The sequence below is a fragment of the Vreelandella lutescens genome (genome assembly GCF_014640815.1).
GTDB lineage: Bacteria > Pseudomonadota > Gammaproteobacteria > Pseudomonadales > Halomonadaceae > Vreelandella > Vreelandella lutescens.
The window spans coordinates 239808-257421 of record NZ_BMHM01000001.1 but is presented as its reverse complement, the minus strand read 5'-3'; the positions used below and the strand labels follow the sequence as shown (position 1 = coordinate 257421).

Sequence of the window (17614 nt, the reverse complement as noted above, 5' to 3'; positions counted from 1 at the left end):
ACTTAGCCCACTCTTACTGACGGGTCGATCCTAAAAACCGCGTTTCAATGCTAGAGGAGATCGAAGGCTCATCTAACGCAGTGATATGCAGCACCACCGGGTGACTCGGCTGGGTCAGCGCTGACGCGTCAGCATTGAGCGCGACGCGTAACTGCCTCGTTTCATTAGCGTCCACGCTGAACGTGTTGGCACCTTGTAAACGCAGCCCTGGCAAACCGGTGGCGGATAACACGTATTGGTGTTCCTGCGAATCTTGATTGCGCAGCGTCACGGTGTAGTAGTTGATAATGCGCCCCTCGGCCGTGGTTTCAAACAGCGCCTGACGGTCTCGGGCAATGTCTACATCAATAGGCACCCGGGCATTCAAAAAACTGATCAACAAAACCACCATAGAAAGCAGCGCCACCGTATAGGCCAACAGCTGAGGACGCCAAAACCGCGTAGGCTTCCCCTCTAACGCGCGCTCAGTGGTGTAGCGAATCAGACCCAGCGGCTTATCGATACGCGCCATCACGCTGTCGCAGGCATCAATACATGCCGCACAGCCAATACACTCATACTGCAGGCCATCACGAATATCGATCCCCGTGGGGCACACCTGAACGCACAGTTCGCAATCAATACAGTCCCCAACAGCCGCTTCCGCAACCTCTTTTCGATGGCCACGACGCGGCTCACCACGGGCGGGGTCGTAAGAAACAATCAGCGTATGGCTATCAAACATGGCCGACTGAAAGCGTGAATAGGGGCACATGTGCAGGCACACCTGATGGCGCAACCAGCCAGCGTTCAGGTAGGTAAACAGGGTAAAAAAACCAACCCAAAACAGCGCCCAAGGGTGTGCCTCTAGACTGAATAGATCCCTCACGAGCTCACCCACCGGCGTAAAATAGCCCACGAAGGTGACGCCCGTTACCAATGCGATCAGTAGCCAAGCGGTATGTTTAGCGCCTTTTCGCCATAACGACCCCAGCGTGTTAGATGCGTTGTCGCGGCGTATCCGACGGTGCCTTGGCCCCTCCAGGCGGTGCTCAAACCAAATAAACAGAAACGTCCATACGCTTTGCGGGCAGCTATAGCCACACCACACTCGCCCCGCCGCCACCGTGATCAAAAACAGACCAAACGCGCACAGCACCAGAATCCAGGTCAGTAAGATAAAGTCTTGGGGATAAAACGTCGCCGCAAAGAGGTGGAACTCCTGGGCAGAGAGATCAAACCACACCATAGGGCGGTCACCCCACTGAATCCACGGCAAGCCTACATAGAGCGCTATCAGCAGCCAGTTGGAATAACGCCTTATGCGCTGAAAAAAGCCCTGTATTTCTCGCACATAGATATGCCCCGACTTAGAGGGCGAGCGACCCGTAGGTTTCGCCTTAGGCGAGTGGTGTTCAACGGCTGCATCGGTGGTTAGGTCTTGCAGTGGAATGCGTTGCGTCATACCGATATCCAGAAAAGAGGGAGTGGCGAGCTGTACGGTCGAGGGGCGTCACCGAATAAGCCGCTACTATGCCCTCCCAGCCAATCACTAAAACAGATTCAGTTTTAGAGAAAAAAGCCGTATCAGTTTTGATATGCTTTTGATTGAGAATATCGATTCTGTTGATCCCACTAAGCACCCGCGCCAAGCACCAGCGAGTTTATGCCATGAAACGCTATGAACAGTTTGCCGATGAGATAGCCACGCTGATTCGCCAAGGCGTACTGGGCCCAGGCGAGCGCATCCCCTCCGTGCGCCAAGCGAGCCGCCATCACGGCATTAGCCCTTCGACGGTGTTTCAGGCGTACTACTTGCTGGAAAACCAAGGGCTTATTAGTGCTCGGGCGCGCTCGGGCTACTTTGTTCGTGAACATGCGCGGCGCTTGATCAACGAACCCCGCGTCACGCTACAACCCACCGACCCAGCGGAAGTGAAGGTCAGCGAGCTAGTGTTTTCGGTGCTGGACTCACTGCAGGATGATCAAACGGTGCCCTTTGGCTCGGCCTTCCCGAGCCCTGAGCTGTTTCCACTCTCTCGCTTAAGTATCAGTATGACGCGAGGGTTGCGGGCGCTTTCGCCCCAACAGGTGGTGGCCGATATGACCACCGGGCATACCGACCTGTGTCGGCAGATTGCTCTGCGCTACATGCTGGGCGGCATTCAGCTGCCGATGGACGAACTGGTGATTACCAATGGCGCAATGGAGGCGCTCAATCTAGCCCTACAGTGCGTGACACAGCCGGGGGACTTGGTAGCAGTTGAGTCGCCTGCTTTTTATGCCAGCCTGCAGGTGCTGGAGCGGCTCAAACTACGCGCGGTGGAAATTCCGGTTCACCCTCGGGAAGGGATTGACCTAGAAGTGCTGGCAGAGCGATTAGCCACGCTGCCCATCAAAGCCTGCTGGTTTATGAGCCATCTGCAGAACCCCGTCGGCGCTAGCCTAAGCAACGAGCGCAAGCAGGTGCTTTACCAGTTATTAAAGCAGCACCAAGTGCCCATGCTAGAGGATGACGTGTATGCCGAGCTCTATTTTGGCAGCACGCCGCCCGCCCCCGTTAAGGCTTTTGATGATGAGGGATTGGTGATTCACTGCAGCTCTTTCTCGAAGTGCTTGGCACCCGGCTATCGGGTCGGCTGGGTAGCGGGCGGCCGTTATGCCCAGGAGATCTCGCGGCTAAAACTAATGACCACTATTTCCCCCTCTATCCCCGCCCAGGCCGCCATTGCTGACTATTTACAACACGGTGGCTACGACCGCCATTTGCGCAAGCTTCGCCATGCCCTAGAAGCCCAGCAAACCAGCATGCTGGCGGCGGCAGATCGCTACTTCCCAGCGCATACGCGCATCACCCGCCCTGCGGGCGGTTATTTCCTTTGGGTGGAGTTTCCCGAACACGTGGATTCGCTGCAGCTGTTTCGCACAGCGCTCGACCATGGCGTTAGCCTCGCGCCAGGGCCGATTTTCTCCGCAACCCAACAGTTTCGCCACTGCATTCGCCTAAGCTATGGCCACCCCTGGACCCAGCGCAGCGAACGGGGAATGGAAACGCTGGGCACGTTATTGAGCCGTTTCTAGCGCGATGAAGAACATCACACGCGCGATGGCGTTATTTACCGAGGCCGCCGGTCACCCTCTAAAAAATTAGCCGTAAACACGGCTTTGCCATGTGTCTCGAACGACCACTTCATCACGTCGCTTAGTGCCGCCATCACTTCATCGAACTCGCCAAATACCTGGGTGCTCATTCGGTTGGGGTGAACCTCCAGCCCGGTGGCCTCTAAACGTTTGACCACCTCTTTGACTACTGGCTTAAAATCATCGGCCAGCGGGTAGTAGCTCAGCTGTACGGAAAGATACATATCGTCTCCTTAATCGCCTCTATGGCTGCATCACCTCTAAGGCTACGCTGTTTGAAACTGCTGCCACGCGGCCAGTATCGCCGAGCGCGTCTCTTCTGGGTGTTCCATCGGGAACATGTGCGTGCCGGGCACCATACTCACCGGCAGCCCGCGACGAGCGATGCGCTTGAGCCGTGAAGGCGTCATCAAGTGCGACTGCTGCCCCGCCACCAGTTGGATGGGTACGCATACGCGCTGCGGCAGGTTGGAGAGGTGATCCGGTAAGTGCCGGAAAATTTCCAGCTCGATGCGCGGGTCAAAGGTCAGCTCGGCGCTACCGTCATCTAAAAGCCGCGTGCCTGCTTCAATGTAGTCGTTGAGCGCCTCGGGGGTAAAGCCACGAAACAGCCCCCGCCGCCGTAGCGAGTTCGCCATCGCTTCACGGCTGGGCCACACGCTGCGCCGCCCTTTGGTTTTACCTGCTGGCGTAATGCGGTCCATCAGCCCAAACCGCTTGGCCGCTTTCATCGCCCAGGCATCCGGCCCCAGCATCAGCGGTGGGTCGAGCATAATCACGCCACCAAAGCGCTCCGGCTGTTTATCCGCAGCCATGGCCATCAGCGTGCCGCCCAGCGAATGCCCGACGCCCAGCAGCGGCGCGTCGGTATCGGGGAGGTAGCTAATCAGCTCATCCACCAAATTGCCCCAGTTGTGATTCACCGGGTAATCCGGGTGGTGGCCCAGGCGGTCTAGCGGGTGTAAATCGAACGACTCTGCCAGCGGGTCTAACAGGCTGCGGTAGCTCAAACCGGGAAAGCCGTTGGCATGGGCAAACACTAAACGGGGGCGTTGGGTGGCATCGGCAGGCATGGCAGGCATGGCAGGCTCGCGGTTAGGCTAACGGGAAGAAGCGCTATCTATCATACGTCTGTTTTAACGCGAGCACGGAAACCCGTCAATCCACCCAAGGGTTAACAGGCTAATTAAAACAGCGAGAGCTGCTGGGCAGCGGTCTCTTCCGCCAAGCGGTAGCCGACACCCAGCAGGCGCACGGGGCGCTCGCCTCGCGCCCATCCCACGTTCAGCAAGGTTTCAAACTGTTCCAAGTTGGGTGCGGGGTCGGCGTGTTCGACGGTGGTTTGGGTGAAGTCGTTGAATTTGACCTTCACCATCACCCCGCGCACGGCGGGTGCCGGGTCTAGGCGAGCGTAGCGGCGTTCTAAATCGCTAATCAGCTCAGGGAGCTGGCGACGGCAGGCTTCCAGGGTGGGTAAATCTTGAGAGTAGGTTTGCTCGGTGCTGATTGATTTACGCTCGCGGTGGGTTTTGACCGGGCGCTCATCGCGCCCGTGGCTGAGTTCATGCAGGCGATGGCCAAAGCGGCCAAAGCGCTCCACCAGCTCGGTAAGTGGCCATGCGCGCAGATCCGCGCCGGTCTGAATGCCCAGCTCCGCCAGCTTTTCAGCGGTGCGTGGCCCTACGCCGTGGATCTTTTTCACCGGAAGCTGCTGAACGAAGGCGTCGATATCGTCTGGCGTAATGACAAACAGCCCATCAGGCTTGCGCCAGTCGCTGGCGATCTTGGCGAGAAACTTGTTGGGTGCCACGCCCGCCGAGACGGTAATGCCCACTTCCTGCTTCACCCGATGGCGAATGGCTTCGGCCATGCGGGTGGCGCTGCCGTGGTGGAGCGTGACCTCCGAGACATCCAGAAAGGCTTCATCCAACGAGAGCGGCTCGATCAGTTCGGTTACATCGCGGTAAATAGCAAACACCTGACGGGCAACATCTTTGTACTTCGCCATATCGCCACGAATCACCGTGAGATGGGGGCAGCGTTTGAGCGCCTGGGCCATGGGCATGGCGGAGTGGATGCCGAACTTACGCGCCGGATAATTACAGGTAGCGACCACCCCGCGCTGCTCCACACTGCCGCCAATGGCAATGGGGATATCGGTTAACGCGGGGTTATCGCGCATCTCTACCGCCGCATAGAAGCAGTCACAGTCGCAGTGGATGATTTTGCGCACAGGCCGACCTTGCCTCCGCCATTACCTGTAAAAAAGCACAGTTTATCACAGGGTATGCTACAGCGCTGATGAGCAGCAAAACCCTAGGCGGGGGCGCTGTGAATCCCTCCCTGGACGCTACTTTCGCCATCCCTGGCGAAAGACCCCCGCTACGAGTTTTCCGCCCATATTCGCTGGTCTAAATCACGTACCACAAAAGGTGCGCAACACCTGTTCGCTTTCCGTGGCCGGGGCGGCCAAGCGGCGCGCTTCTTCGGATTCATCAAAAGGCTGTGTGACCGCCGCGAGCAGCGTGTGGAAGGGCGCGAAATCGCCTTCTACCGCCGCATCGATGACCTCTTGGATGCGGTGGTTGCGAGGAATCACCACCGGGTTGGCGCGGCGCATGGCCTCCAGGCGCTCACTCTGCTGGCTCGCTTGCTGGGCGTTTTCCCAGTCGGCCAGCCAAGCGGTCAGGCCATCGGGCTGAGTGGTCAGCGCTAGCAGCGCCTCTTTTTGGGAATGGGCTGACGAGTCCTTTCTCAGCGCTTGCGCATAGTGCGTTAGCGCGTCGAACGTCGCGGTCATATCCATGCGGCCTTGATGCATATGAATTTCCAGCGCTTCCATCAGCGGCGCGGCGTGGTCGCTTTCTGGAGCGAGGCCTAGCTTATTAGCGTGCAGGCGGCGCTGCTCGGCGCTAAAGCGGGAGGTAAAACCGCGAAGCACTTCGGTGGCCTGCTCTACCACGGCATCGCCCTCTTCCCGCATGAGCGGCAGCAAGGTTTCGGCAAAGCGGGCCAGGTTCCATTGGGCAATGCCCGGCTGATTGTTGAAGGCGTAGCGCCTGCCCTGGTCAATGGAGCTGTATACCTTCTGTGGGTCGAACTGTTCCATAAAGGCGCAGGGGCCGTAATCGATGGTCTCACCGGCAATACTGCAGTTGTCGGTGTTCATCACGCCATGAATAAAGCCCAGGCTCATCCAACGCGCCACCAGTGCCGCTTGGCGGGCGGTCACCGCTTCTAACAGTGCCAGGTACGGGTCTTCAGCGTTGGCCGCTTCTGGGTAGTGGCGGGCAATCACATGATCGGCCAGCGCTTTGAGTGCTTCTTCATCGCGGCGAACGGCGGCAAACTGGAACGTGCCCACGCGAATATGGCTGCTGGCCACACGGGTCAGCACGGCCCCCGGCTCGGCCATTTGGCGCACCACGCGCTCGCCCGTAGCGACGGCAACCAGGGCGCGAGTGGTGGGTACGCCCACGGCGGCCATAAATTCACTCACCAGATATTCCCGCAGCACCGGGCCAAGGGGAGAGCGGCCATCGCCACCGCGAGAAAACGGCGTGCGGCCGCTGCCTTTTAGCTGCACATCTCGGCGTATGCCCTGCTGGTCCACCACTTCGCCCAACAGCAGTGCGCGGCCATCGCCTAGCTGCGGCACGAAGTTGCCGAACTGGTGCCCGGCGTAGCCCAGCGCTTTTGGCTCGGCACCCGGCGGCAGCTGGTTACCGCTGAACCACTGGGCCAGCGTGGCGTCGTCGGGCCGGGTTTGCATGCCTAGCTGCGCAGCCAGGGCATCGTTGAACGCGATCAGGCTGGGCTGCGCCACGGGCGTGGGCTGGCAGGCCACCCATAGGGGCTCTGGCAGCGTGGCAAACTGGTGTTCAAAGGTCAGCACGGGCAACTCCGCTTTTCAATTAATGGCCTACAGAATACCCTAGCAGCTTACTCAAGTAATTGGCGATAGCATGCCGCATAGAGACGCGTTAACCCCTGTTACGTTACCGATTGAGCAAGAGGCGCTCACGCCCCTGCCCCAGGCCTTCTACAACCGCGATACGTTGGAAGTCGCCCGAGACCTGCTGGGCTGTTGGCTGGTGCGCCAGCTCGATGGCGAGCTAATGGCCGCGCGCATCGTGGAAACCGAGGCCTACCGTGGCTCGGAAGATTCCGCCTGCCATGCCCACCGGCGCAGAACCCCACGCACCGAGGCGATGTTTGGCCCGCCCGGCCACGCTTACGTCTACTTGGTGTACGGCATGCACTGGCTGCTGAACGTGGTGACCCAGCCGGAAGGCAACCCCTGCGCGGTATTGATTCGAGCGGTAGAGCCTGTGATCGGCGAGCCTGCCATGCGCGCATGGCGCAGTGTGGCGGGGCGTAATCTAAGCAACGGCCCCGGCAAACTGACTCGGGCACTGCGTATCGATAACGCCCTCTACGGCCACGATATGACGCAAAACGGCGATCAGTCGAACGGATTGTGGATTACCTCTGGCGAGCCGCCCAGCGCGATTGCCAGCGGCCCAAGAGTCGGCATCGATTACGCCCAACCCGCCGACCGCGACGCTCCCTGGCGGCTATGGAGCGAGGGCAACCCGTGGGTATCTAAAGCGCGTTAAGCGCCCTTCAGGCACGCCACCGCCTGTTCCAGCACCGGCGTTAGCGGCGCGCGCCACTGGTGAGTCAAAAACTCATCGGCACGGGTCACCCCCAGCGAGAGCGATGCCACGGGTAGGCCCATAGCGTGGGCATCGCGGCAGAAGCGGTAGCCGGAATAGACCATCAACGACGTACCCACCGCCAGCACCGCATCGGCTTGCTGCAGCGCCGCCTGGGCCGCCAGCCGCCGCGCCGGGGGCACCACATCGCCGTAGTAGACCACCTGCGGTTTGAGGATGCCCTTGCAGCGCGGGCAGTCCAATACTTTAAAGGTGGAGAAATCGGTTTCCAGATCCGCATCGCCATCCGGCGCGTGGCGGGCATCTAGCGCGGCAAAGGCTGGGTTCATGCGCGCCATTTCACTGTGCATGGCGTGACGCATCATTTGATAGCCGCAGGCCATACAGGCCACCACATCCGCCCTGCCGTGAAGATCAATCACCTTTTTCGAGCCCGCCCGCTGGTGCAGGCGGTCCACGTTTTGCGTCACCAGCAACTCCACATGACCCATCGCCTCCAGCTCTGCCAACGCCCGATGCGCCCCGCTCACCTGGGCTTCGCGCATGGCTTTGAAGCCCACCAGCGCCCGCGCCCAGTAGCGCTGGCGTACGGCGAAGGAGCTCATGAAATCACCGTGCTGCACCGGCGGTGGGCGCTTCCACTGGCCATCGGCATCGCGGTAATCAGGAATCCCGCTGTCGGTACTCATCCCCGCCCCGGTAATCACCCAGAGTTTGGGGTGGCGTTTGATAAAAGCGGCTAGTGCTTCCCCGGCCACCTGGCTACTCTCGCGTTTTTCTGTACTTTCCACGGCCTGCGTCAATGGATCACCCTAGGCAATACTGCGACAAGTCAACGATACTGTATGACAATATAAGCACATGCAATGTGCCCTCGATAGCGGAGTAAGGAGCCTCTCATGCAGTGGGATCACGAGATTATTATTGTCGGTGGCGGCATGGTGGGCGCGGCCCTGGCGGCAAGGCTAGGCCAGGCGGGCATTTCCGTAGGGCTCGTCGAGCGCGGTAGCGCCCCGAAACCTGCTAGCGGCGACTACGACCTGCGTATTTCATCGCTCAACGCCCGGTCGCTCGCGTTTGTGAAAGCCAGCGGCGCGATACTGCCCGGCGAACGCTGCTGCCCGTTCCGGCATATCGACGTGGCGAATCAGGATGGCACCGGCCACTCCGTGTTCTCCGCCGAAGAGAGCGGCATGAACGATTTCGGTATTTTTATTGAAAACCGCGCCCTGCAATACGCTCTGTGGCAGCGCCTGGAAGCGCTTCCTAGCGTGACCTGGTATACCCAGTGCGCCCCGCTGAGCACTATGGCGGCTACCACCGCCCGCATGCTAGAGCTGGATAACGGCAAAACCCTAAGCGCCCGGCTGATTGTAGGGGCCGACGGCGCGCGCTCTACACTGCGCGAGCTGGCGGGCATTGGCGTGACCAGCTACGACTACCACCAGCGGGCGATGATTATTAACGTCGAGACCGAGCTGCCCCAGCAGGATGTTAGCTGGCAGTGCTTTACGCCTAAAGGGCCGATTGCCATGCTGCCACTGCCCGGTCAGCGCGCCTCGCTGGTGTGGTACGACAGCGATGAAGCCACCAAAGCCCGCGAACAGCTCTCCGACAACGCACTCCAGCACGCTATTGAAACCACCTTCCCCAAACGCCTGGGCAAGCTCACCCGTATTGTGGCGCGGGCCAGCTTCCCCATTAAGCGCCAGCACGCCAAGCGCTACATTGGCAAACGCCTCGCGCTGATTGGCGATGCCGCCCACGTAGTGCACCCGTTGGCTGGGCAAGGGTTGAACATCGGCCTACACGACGCCGACACCCTGGCCGAGCTGATCGTCAAGGGCCGCGACCCCGGCGACCACATCAGCCTGCACCGCTTCGAATGCCAGCGCCGCCTGGCCAACCAAGCGATGATTGCCGCCACCGACAGCTTCCACCACCTGTTCACCGGCGCCAAACCGCTGCGCCAACTGGGCGATCTCAGCCTGCACTTGGCCGAGCGCGTGCCGTTTGCCAAACGCATGATGATGCAGCAGGCCAATGGGTTAAATCCGTTTAAAATCGGCTAACGCTGACTATGCTGAGGGAGTGGCTGCCATCGGCAGCCCTAAAACAATCACAATAATCCCTCAAAAAAGGAAAGCGCATGCGACGCAAGCAACCATTCGCGCTAATGACGGCCGCCTCGTTCACCAGCCTTGGCCTGCTGTTGGCCACGCCCTTATGGGCATGGGATGGCATAGTCGAGAAGCAAACGTTCGAGATGGGGAGTTTTACCACTCAGGGCGGCGAGACAATCCCAAACGTGACGGTGGGCTGGGAAGCGTACGGCGAGCTTAATGACGCTCGCGATAACGCGATTTTGATTACCCACTTCTTCTCCGGCACCAGCCACGCGGCAGGCCGCTATAACGCTGATAGCGAGCCCACCGGCTACTGGGATGCCATTATTGGCCCCGGCAAGCCGCTAGATACCGATGAGTACTACATCATCTCCTCCGATACGCTGGTCAACCTGGGGGCGAATGACCCTAACGTTATTACCACCGGGCCAGCCTCCATTAACCCTGATACCGGTGAGCCCTGGGGCATGGATTTTCCTGTGGTGACTATTCGTGACTTTGTCGAGGTGCAGCGTGCCCTGCTGGAGAGCCAGGGCATTGAATCGCTGCATGCGGTGATGGGCGCTTCCATGGGTGCCCTGCAGGCCATTGAGTGGGCCAGCGCTTACCCTGAACGCGTTGAGCGGTTGATTCCCGTGATTGGTGGCGGTGTGGCCGACCCATGGCTGCTGGCCACGCTAAGCGCCTGGGCCGCGCCGATTCGCCTGGATGCTAACTGGAACGAGGGCGACTACTACGATGGAGAACCGCCCACCGAGGGGCTAAAAGAGGCGCTGAAGCTGGTCACGCTCAATGCCAACCACTGGCAGTGGGCCAACGAAGCGTTCAACCGTGATTGGGCGGATGACGCTCGCGACCCCGCCCAGGATATCAACGCCCGCTACGCCATCGAGCAAACCTTAGACGACATCGCAGGCGCACGGGCGAAGATCTCCGATGCTAACCACCTGCTCTACCTAGTGCGCGCCAACCAAACCTTTATGGCAGGCTACGGCGACTCATTAGAAGCAGGCCTAGCCGCCATCGAAGCCCCTACATTGATGCTGTATAGCGAGAACGATTTGGTCTTCGCCCCCGAAGGCGTCCGCCGCACCGCCGAGCTGATTGAAGCCGACGGCACCGAGGTCACCTTGGAAACGCTGGAAGGCAACCGAGGCCATCTGGATGGCGTCGTTTCCATCGAGCAAGCCAGCGATACACTGCGGGAATTTTTGCAGTAAAGGAGAAAGCGCTGGCTTCTTTGGGAGCCAGCGCTACCGACAGGGTCATCACCTGTTTTTCACTTGCCACACTAAAATAGCGTCCGATCTCGCGAGAGCGCCCTACCCTTTTGATATACGCCCGATATGGTCACGCTAATTCCCTATCACCTTGTTTAAAACGAGCAAGCGCTCAATCCTGTGATTGATTTAGCTGAGTCATAAGGCCCGTAATCACCTTAGCCGAGCTGTTGGTATCGTCCGCTAGGCGGCGCACATGCTCGGCCACCACAGCAAACCCTTTACCGGCCTCACCCGCTCGGGCAGCTTCGATACCCGCATTAATACTCAGTAACTGCAGCATCTTCAGTGAGTGGGCAATTTTTTCCGTTTCGAGTGCAATATCCCGACTGATCGAGCCAAGCCGCTCCTCGCTTTGCCGCCGTTGCTGTATATCGGTGACCACGCCCTCCAGATAAATCACGCTACCCTCTTCATCTTTGACAGCGCCGCCGTACTCACTCACCCAGCGTAAGCTACCGTCTTTACAGCGCAGTCGATAATCGGCGTGCCAGTTCTTGCCCGACGCGATGGCACGCTCGATAGCCTGATCCAGCCCAGGCGCATCCTCACCATGAATGAGCTCAACATAAGACTGCTTACGGTTCCCAATTAAATCCTCACTCGTATGCCCTGTCAGTTCCTGCACCCTACCGGTCAGGTTCAACATGGTGTAGTGCTCATCATTGCGACAGCGATACAAAAAACCATTCATGCGCGTCGCAATACTTTCATAGATACTGTCTTGCTCAGACATATGCGTCATAACCCTTCATCATTTAATAAGGCGGCTTGGCTCGGGGAGTACCGGTGGCGTGCTATCCATATAGGTTAAAAAGGATTCCCAAACGGTGTGGGTGCGCTGCTGTGTCAGCTGTGTTTTGCACGTGAGCGCCATCACTCCCCGAATAGAGCCCTCACGCCACTGTGTATGCACGGCATCACAGTGAGCAGCGGCATAGGCCTCCCAAGCTTGCTGAGAGTCTTCGATAGCAGCCAGCAGCTCAGGGTCATCAACATGATGATTGACGCTTGCCTCCACGTACTGGCTCAGCTCCGATTGAGCAGACTCCAACTGCACGGCAGTACACTGGTTAATATCGAGCGTGGTCATCGCATGATCACAATCGAGCGACGACTCCTCCGCCATCGCCATAACCGCAACGCTAAGGCCTGCCACCGCTAAGACTATTCTTCGCATGTTCTTGCTCCGCACTGGCATTTTAAAAACTTCTCAACGCCCGCTGAACCGCCTGCGCTGCGTGGATCTCAGTGGTATCAAACAGCGGCACGCCCGTATCGGCTTGCTGAATCAACAGGCCGATCTCGGTACAGCCTAAAATCACGCCCTGCGCGCCGCGTTCAGCCAGCGAATCGACGATAGTTAGGTAGTCAGCTTTGGCATCTGCCTTCACCACGCCCAAGCACAGCTCTTGGTAAATCACCGAGTGCACGCGCTCGCGCTGTGGCTCGCTGGGCACCACCACCTCGATGCCTTGACGCTGCAGGCGCTCGATATAAAACGCCTGCTCCATGGTGAACCGTGTGCCGAGCAGCCCCACGCAGGTAATGTCCTGCTGTTGCAGCACCTGGGCCGTGGCATCGGCGATATGCAAAAGCGGAATGGAGACCGCCGCCTCCAGCGGCTCGGCAACCTTGTGCATGGTGTTGGTACACAGCACCAGAAAATCGGCCCCTGCCGCCTCGACCGCTTTGCCCGCCGCTGCCAGTATCTCAGCGGTGGCCTGCCAGTCGCCCTGGTGCTGTAGCGCCTCTATCTCGGCAAAATCGACGCTGTACAGCACCACTTTGGCCGAATGCAGCGCGCCCAACGCCGTGCGCACATGCTGGTTGATGAGGCGGTAATACGTCTGCGTGGATTCCCAGCTCATACCGCCGATTAAGCCGATGGTTTTCATAAATGCTCTCTTGGGAGTCAGAGTGTCAAGCAGCACCGCTGGGCTTGGTTTTCCCTACCGATGCTTAACGTTACGCAGCTTCTACAACGCTGCTTCGTAACTGATCAAATCGACGTCTGCTGCCTGGAGGCGCAGCGGAATAAGCTGCTGATAAGCATCGGAGTGAAACCACTCATCAACAGCCTCAATAGCGGGAAAGCGAATGACCACCGTGTCCGTGTGACGATGCTCTCCGCCTAACACAGCCTTTCGCTGCCCCCTCAGCACTAGCTCGCCCCCAAAGGGCACTATCGTCGCAGGAACCCCACGCTTGTACTCCGCCCATTTCTCAGCGTCTTTCACGCTGATGTGGCCAATCACGTATGCCGCCATAACCTCTCTCCCAAGCTAACGTCGGCAACAACGCCGACATGTAGCGAAAAGGTGCACTCAGTGCGCGGATGGGAATATGCTGCTCATACCAACCCTCTGTAAGGCCGGCGCTTCTCACCGATTAACGGCTAGCGTTCTCTTCGGCCACTTGGCGCAGCGCATCCACCAGTACGTCGGCTGGCTGAGCACCGGAGATCAAGTAGCGGCCATCGAGGATAAATGCGGGCACGGCGTTGACTCCCGCGTCCATAAAGCGCTGCTCGGCTTCACGTACTTCATCCGTGTACTGATCGGAGCGGGCGATGGCCTCGGCGGTGTCGCCGTCAAGCCCCACTTCAATGGCCTTCTCGCGAAGCACCGTTGGGTCGGCGGGGTTTTTCGCCTCACCGAAGTAGGCCTCAAATAGAGCCAACTGAAGCGCCGTCTCTTGGTGTTGCGTTCCGGCCCACGCCAATACGCGGTGGGCAGCGAAGGTATTGTTCGCCCGGCGCTCCAGGGCACCCCGGAAATTCAGCCCAAGTTCCTCGGCGGCGGCCATAATCTCGCGCTGGGACTGCTCCATGGTGGCCGCGTCTTTGCCGTACTTGCGGCACAAATGCTCCAGAATCGGCTCGCCTTCAGGCGGCATATCGCGGTTCAGCTCAAAAGGCTGCCAGACCAGCTCAACGTCGATCTCGCCACCCAGTGTCTCTAACGCCTGCTCCAAGCGCCGGTAGCCAATGGCGCACCACGGGCAGGCCACATCAGATACTAGGTCAATTCTTACCTTTTGCATTTTGTTTACCCCTTCGACATATCCCAAAATTCGATCAAACTAGAGAGAGCATGGTACGTGTATATAGTGAGTAACGGCAGTACTGATAAGGAGGCCGCCATGGAAAAAGCAGCGGTGTATAAAAGTAACCGAAGTGAAGCGTGGGACAGCTGGTTTGATGGCCAAAGTGTCACTGAAGACTTTATGAGTAAACGCGAGCAGCCTAAAGAACAAGAACGCGAGGCGTAATGATGCTGAAGTCACTGCTTTCTAGCAGCAGTGCTAGGTCGATATAGGGCATATACGAGAAAGCTACTCGCCCGCCACTTCAGAAAAGTGGCCCGATTTATCCAGAGTGTATTCGCCAAAATCCCGCGCCAGGTAAAGCGAGCCTGAATAGACACGCTGGGCCTCTTTACGAATGTCTTCAATGGAAGGCGAGGCAAGTGGGTGAAGCTGGTAACGGGGGCTAAAGTGCGTCAGCACCAGGTTGGGCAGCTGTACCGATTCGGCAAACGCGGCGACAAGCTTGGCGTAGCTATGCCCCACATCACCGGCCTTCTGGGCCATCTCTTCGGTGTAGGTGGCTTCATGCACCAGCACCTGCGCCCCCGCGCAGGCATCAAACAACAAGTCAGGCTGGTCATTGTCCCCAGCAATCACCACTTTTCTCGGCTTGTGCTTGAAGATCAGGTAGTCATGGCTTTTTAACCACTCGCCCTCAAACTCAACATCAAACCCTTGCTTCAACTGCCCCCACAACGGGCCTCTCGGAATGCCCTTCTGCGCTAACTTATCCACGTCCAAGGCAGCGTCGACTTTTGTCTCCGTAAATCCATAAGCATAGGACGGCGCCCGATGTGAAAGCCTGTGAGTGGTAACCGCAATGCTCTCAAACTCAACGCTGGGCAGCTCGTCCGAGTCGATAAACTCCAAAGCAAAGGGCAAGCATAGCTGCGTGGCCTCGCAGGTGGCCTCCAACCACTCCTTGATACCTGCAGGTGCCACAATGGTCAGCGGCGCTTTCCGGCCACCCATTCCCGCACTCGCCAGTATGCCCGGCAGCCCATAGCAATGATCGCCGTGTACGTGGGTAATCAAGATGGCCTTCAAAGAATGAAACGACAGCTTCGTGTGCAACACCTGATGCTGAGTGCCCTCACCACAATCAATCAGGTACCAGCCCTTTCCTTTGCTATCTCGCAATGCTATTGCGGAGACGTTTCTGGTTTTAGTGGGTACACCGGCGGAGGTGCCTAGGAAGAGTAAATTCATGGATTTTGCTCAAATAAATAGCTGCGTAGTCGATGGGTACGTATATCTTCGACTATATCTCATTGTTTGGATTATAACGTTCGAACTGACCGAATTTATCCAGATAGCAGTCATGAACTCCCTGTAAAAACTCGCGATCTGTTGGCAGTCACGGCACCATCATGCCACCTGGCTCTTAACGCCCGCAGTAGAATAAGTAAAGCAAGGGACCAACCATGAAGAGCAGGACATAAGCTAACCCGTAAAAGCTCTTCTCCTCTTTTATCTCTCGCCAAACTATTGCCCCAGTCCAACCTAGCCGCAACATTATGAGAAAGAGCACAAAATTAAGAATAAAAAAAAAGGGAATTAGTAGCAGCATCCACAGCTCGAAAGATGCGTCACCAACGGCCAATCTGTACAGCAAAGGCGAATAAGCTATTAAACCCGGAAAATACCATACTAATCGCAACCTTGAGCTCCCTTTAATTTAGGTGCCACACGGAAATATTTTTTTGTAGATATGGCTAACGTTGAAGCTCACCCGACAAAAGCCGCATCGCGTTTTTTTGGTCGGGTGAAGCAACTAGATATATTTCATTTTATATATGATCCCCCAAAAATCGCTCAATATCTCTCACCATATCTAATATATCTTGATCACTGAACTCTGATGGTTTTCCATGAGCGGCTGAATTTCTGATATCAGCTAATGCCGTGATTCGTTTCTGTTGTAACTTGTTATATGTTCCTGCCTTTGCAAGATCAGAATTCATTTTATCCAATTTACCGTGACCAATACCCTCTCGATCACATAGCTCTCTTAATGCTGTTTCGAGTACAACACCTGCGACTATCGCAGCAGGTAATTTATAACCGGCTTTATATAGCGCCATCGACTGCTCAAGCTCAGAATCAAACACTTCTGCCTGAATTAACGAACGAGTCTCTTTCAGATAGCCACCCTCATAATCCTCTTTTGCCGCTAAAAAAATGGCCTTCAAACGTTCCAAAGTAGCAAGTGATGTTCCATATAAACCGGTTTCTTCGTTCTTCAAGAATTCTTTATAATGTTCTGAGTTCTCACCACACGCTTTATTCAATAGACTACGGGCTTTAACTTTCCACTCAAGAAGCGAATTGCTTTCAATTTCAATCTGATTTTTCTCCAAGAAGCTATTGTATTTAGACTCCTTTGAATTAAGCAGATCCTCCATCTGTTGATGAATTTCATTGAATCTTTTCTTGAAAATGTCAGTCATCGAAATCCTTAATGAAATATAGTGCCCGGCTCACGCGCCGATTTAGAGCCGCAAAGCGGCGGAAAAATCGATCGCCGTGCAGCCAATTGTTATACTATTTGAACTTTCTTTTGGCATGGACAGGAAGGATATATACTCCCTGGAGAAGGTGCTCAACAACATCAAACGCTAATCCTAGCTGTACATTATCGTGTGGCTTAACCTCATGCGCAGCATCGTTCCCTAGCACCCTGAGCTTATGAAGTATTTCAGCCCCATCTTTCGTTAAAACACTTTGCTCCACCAAGCTATTAATTTGTGAGTATAAATTCTTCCCTGTTGCCGACTGGTCTTTGCATACAGTCTCTATTATTGCCCTTAGACCAATACCTGTTAGTACAGGGTTGTTGCCGTTCAAAACATTCAGAGATTCGTTATAAATCCTCTGAAGCTTTTCTGGCAAGAGGTGATCGTCCGACAATCCAGCCCTATTTTTTTCGGGATTAGGGTAATAATCTTCGAATGTAACGTATTCCCCCTCCCAGCCGTCTGGACCGGGATAGTGCTCCATATCCTCTGAGTTCGTGTGCGTCTTACGAAACATGATCGTTTCGCAACCTTGGCACTGAACAATTTGGTACTCATTATCCCATCCGTAAATAAAGATATCATGAGTCTCTTCTCTACCGGCTAACTCAATATCAGCTAGCACCTTGTGCTTGGTGATTCTTTTACATTCACCGCATGGGGCATCAATAATTTCATTTAGGTGCTTGTCTTTTTCCAAAGTAACTTTTGGCATGAAGCGTTCCTAATATGTATAACAGTAATCATACGCCACGGCACATAACCTCAATGAACGAGCAAACACATTGACTGGGGTTATGCAG

18 protein-coding genes and 2 pseudogenes are annotated in these 17614 nt (G+C 56.6%); 5 read left to right on the top strand and 15 right to left on the bottom strand.

Annotated elements, in window-relative coordinates; all coding sequences use genetic code 11:
- Positions 1 to 13: 13 nt before the first annotated feature.
- Entirely contained in the window at positions 14 to 1444 is a 1431-nt protein-coding gene (gene ccoG / locus IEW65_RS01235) for a cytochrome c oxidase accessory protein CcoG (protein ID WP_188637699.1), read from the bottom strand.
- A 206-nt stretch (positions 1445 to 1650) separates the two neighbouring features.
- Here ccoG and mapR point away from each other — a divergent pair, with 206 nt between their 5' ends.
- Positions 1651 to 3060 carry a GntR family transcriptional regulator MpaR gene (mapR, locus tag IEW65_RS01230; RefSeq protein WP_188637698.1) on the top strand — a complete coding sequence of 470 codons (1410 nt, stop codon included), beginning with the start codon at positions 1651 to 1653 and terminating at the stop codon, positions 3058 to 3060.
- A gap of 35 nt (positions 3061 to 3095) precedes the next feature.
- Here the strand turns inward: mapR and IEW65_RS01225 are convergent, their stop codons facing one another.
- The 4 genes from IEW65_RS01225 to IEW65_RS01210 all read right to left on the bottom strand — a co-directional run bounded on the left by IEW65_RS01225 (position 3096) and on the right by IEW65_RS01210 (position 7015).
- Complete coding sequence (locus IEW65_RS01225) at positions 3096 to 3344, bottom strand: YkoF family thiamine/hydroxymethylpyrimidine-binding protein (RefSeq protein WP_008958845.1); 249 nt, start codon at positions 3342 to 3344, stop codon at positions 3096 to 3098.
- A gap of 42 nt (positions 3345 to 3386) precedes the next feature.
- Positions 3387 to 4193: an alpha/beta fold hydrolase gene (locus IEW65_RS01220; protein WP_188638262.1), complete on the bottom strand. Its 807-nt coding sequence runs from the start codon at positions 4191 to 4193 to the stop codon at positions 3387 to 3389.
- Positions 4194 to 4306: 113 nt separating this feature from the next.
- A complete protein-coding gene (gene dinB, locus IEW65_RS01215) occupies positions 4307 to 5353 on the bottom strand; it encodes a DNA polymerase IV (protein ID WP_188637697.1) in 1047 nt (348 codons plus the stop codon).
- A 183-nt stretch (positions 5354 to 5536) separates the two neighbouring features.
- Entirely contained in the window at positions 5537 to 7015 is a 1479-nt protein-coding gene (locus IEW65_RS01210; protein ID WP_188637696.1) for a protein adenylyltransferase SelO, read from the bottom strand.
- A 70-nt stretch (positions 7016 to 7085) separates the two neighbouring features.
- On the opposite strand from IEW65_RS01210, the gene IEW65_RS01205 reads away from it, so the two are divergent.
- Entirely contained in the window at positions 7086 to 7739 is a 654-nt protein-coding gene (locus tag IEW65_RS01205) for a DNA-3-methyladenine glycosylase (RefSeq protein WP_188637695.1), read from the top strand.
- On the opposite strand, the gene IEW65_RS01200 is transcribed toward IEW65_RS01205, so the two are convergent.
- Positions 7736 to 8602, bottom strand: a complete 867-nt coding sequence (locus IEW65_RS01200; protein ID WP_188637694.1) for an NAD-dependent protein deacetylase — start codon at positions 8600 to 8602, stop codon at positions 7736 to 7738. The genes IEW65_RS01205 and IEW65_RS01200 overlap by 4 nt on opposite strands.
- A 96-nt stretch (positions 8603 to 8698) precedes the next feature.
- On the opposite strand from IEW65_RS01200, the gene IEW65_RS01195 reads away from it, so the two are divergent.
- Both IEW65_RS01195 and IEW65_RS01190 read left to right on the top strand, forming a co-directional pair.
- Positions 8699 to 9871 (top strand): UbiH/UbiF/VisC/COQ6 family ubiquinone biosynthesis hydroxylase, encoded by a 1173-nt coding sequence (locus IEW65_RS01195; protein ID WP_188637693.1) that lies wholly within the window; start codon positions 8699 to 8701, stop codon positions 9869 to 9871.
- Positions 9872 to 9948: 77 nt separating this feature from the next.
- Entirely contained in the window at positions 9949 to 11145 is a 1197-nt protein-coding gene (locus IEW65_RS01190) for an E22 family MetX-like putative esterase (protein WP_188637692.1), read from the top strand.
- A gap of 240 nt (positions 11146 to 11385) precedes the next feature.
- Here the strand turns inward: IEW65_RS01190 and IEW65_RS17205 are convergent.
- The 6 genes and pseudogenes from IEW65_RS17205 to IEW65_RS01165 all read right to left on the bottom strand — a co-directional run.
- Positions 11386 to 11527: pseudogene (locus tag IEW65_RS17205) on the bottom strand (methyl-accepting chemotaxis protein); the annotation flags it as partial.
- Between the two features lie 30 nt (positions 11528 to 11557).
- Positions 11558 to 11899 (bottom strand): annotated as a pseudogene (locus tag IEW65_RS17200) (PAS domain-containing protein); the annotation flags it as partial.
- Positions 11900 to 11959: 60 nt separating this feature from the next.
- Positions 11960 to 12385 carry a lysozyme inhibitor LprI family protein gene (locus tag IEW65_RS01180; protein ID WP_188637690.1) on the bottom strand — a complete coding sequence of 142 codons (426 nt, stop codon included), beginning with the start codon at positions 12383 to 12385 and terminating at the stop codon, positions 11960 to 11962.
- Between the two features lie 22 nt (positions 12386 to 12407).
- Positions 12408 to 13103 carry an aspartate/glutamate racemase family protein gene (locus IEW65_RS01175; RefSeq protein ID WP_188637689.1) on the bottom strand — a complete coding sequence of 232 codons (696 nt, stop codon included), beginning with the start codon at positions 13101 to 13103 and terminating at the stop codon, positions 12408 to 12410.
- 81 nt (positions 13104 to 13184) lie between these two features.
- On the bottom strand, positions 13185 to 13475 hold the full coding sequence (locus tag IEW65_RS01170) for a DUF1330 domain-containing protein (RefSeq protein ID WP_188637688.1): 291 nt from the start codon (positions 13473 to 13475) through the stop codon (positions 13185 to 13187).
- Between the two features lie 121 nt (positions 13476 to 13596).
- The gene (locus IEW65_RS01165; RefSeq protein ID WP_188637687.1) at positions 13597 to 14250 is read right to left on the bottom strand and encodes a DsbA family oxidoreductase; all 654 of its coding nucleotides are present in this window, start codon (positions 14248 to 14250) and stop codon (positions 13597 to 13599) included.
- A gap of 99 nt (positions 14251 to 14349) precedes the next feature.
- Between IEW65_RS01165 and IEW65_RS17050 the strand changes: the two genes are divergently transcribed.
- Positions 14350 to 14478 (top strand): AbrB/MazE/SpoVT family DNA-binding domain-containing protein, encoded by a 129-nt coding sequence (locus IEW65_RS17050; RefSeq protein ID WP_308421439.1) that lies wholly within the window; start codon positions 14350 to 14352, stop codon positions 14476 to 14478.
- A 63-nt stretch (positions 14479 to 14541) separates the two neighbouring features.
- Here IEW65_RS17050 and IEW65_RS01160 read toward each other — a convergent pair whose 3' ends face one another.
- The 3 genes from IEW65_RS01160 to IEW65_RS01150 form a co-directional block, all read right to left on the bottom strand.
- Positions 14542 to 15504, bottom strand: coding sequence for a ribonuclease Z (locus IEW65_RS01160; RefSeq protein WP_188637686.1), 963 nt, complete (start codon positions 15502 to 15504; stop codon positions 14542 to 14544).
- 581 nt (positions 15505 to 16085) lie between these two features.
- Positions 16086 to 16745 (bottom strand): DUF4145 domain-containing protein, encoded by a 660-nt coding sequence (locus IEW65_RS01155; protein WP_188637685.1) that lies wholly within the window; start codon positions 16743 to 16745, stop codon positions 16086 to 16088.
- A gap of 94 nt (positions 16746 to 16839) precedes the next feature.
- On the bottom strand, positions 16840 to 17526 hold the full coding sequence (locus IEW65_RS01150; RefSeq protein ID WP_188637684.1) for a DUF4145 domain-containing protein: 687 nt from the start codon (positions 17524 to 17526) through the stop codon (positions 16840 to 16842).
- Positions 17527 to 17614: the final 88 nt, after the last annotated feature.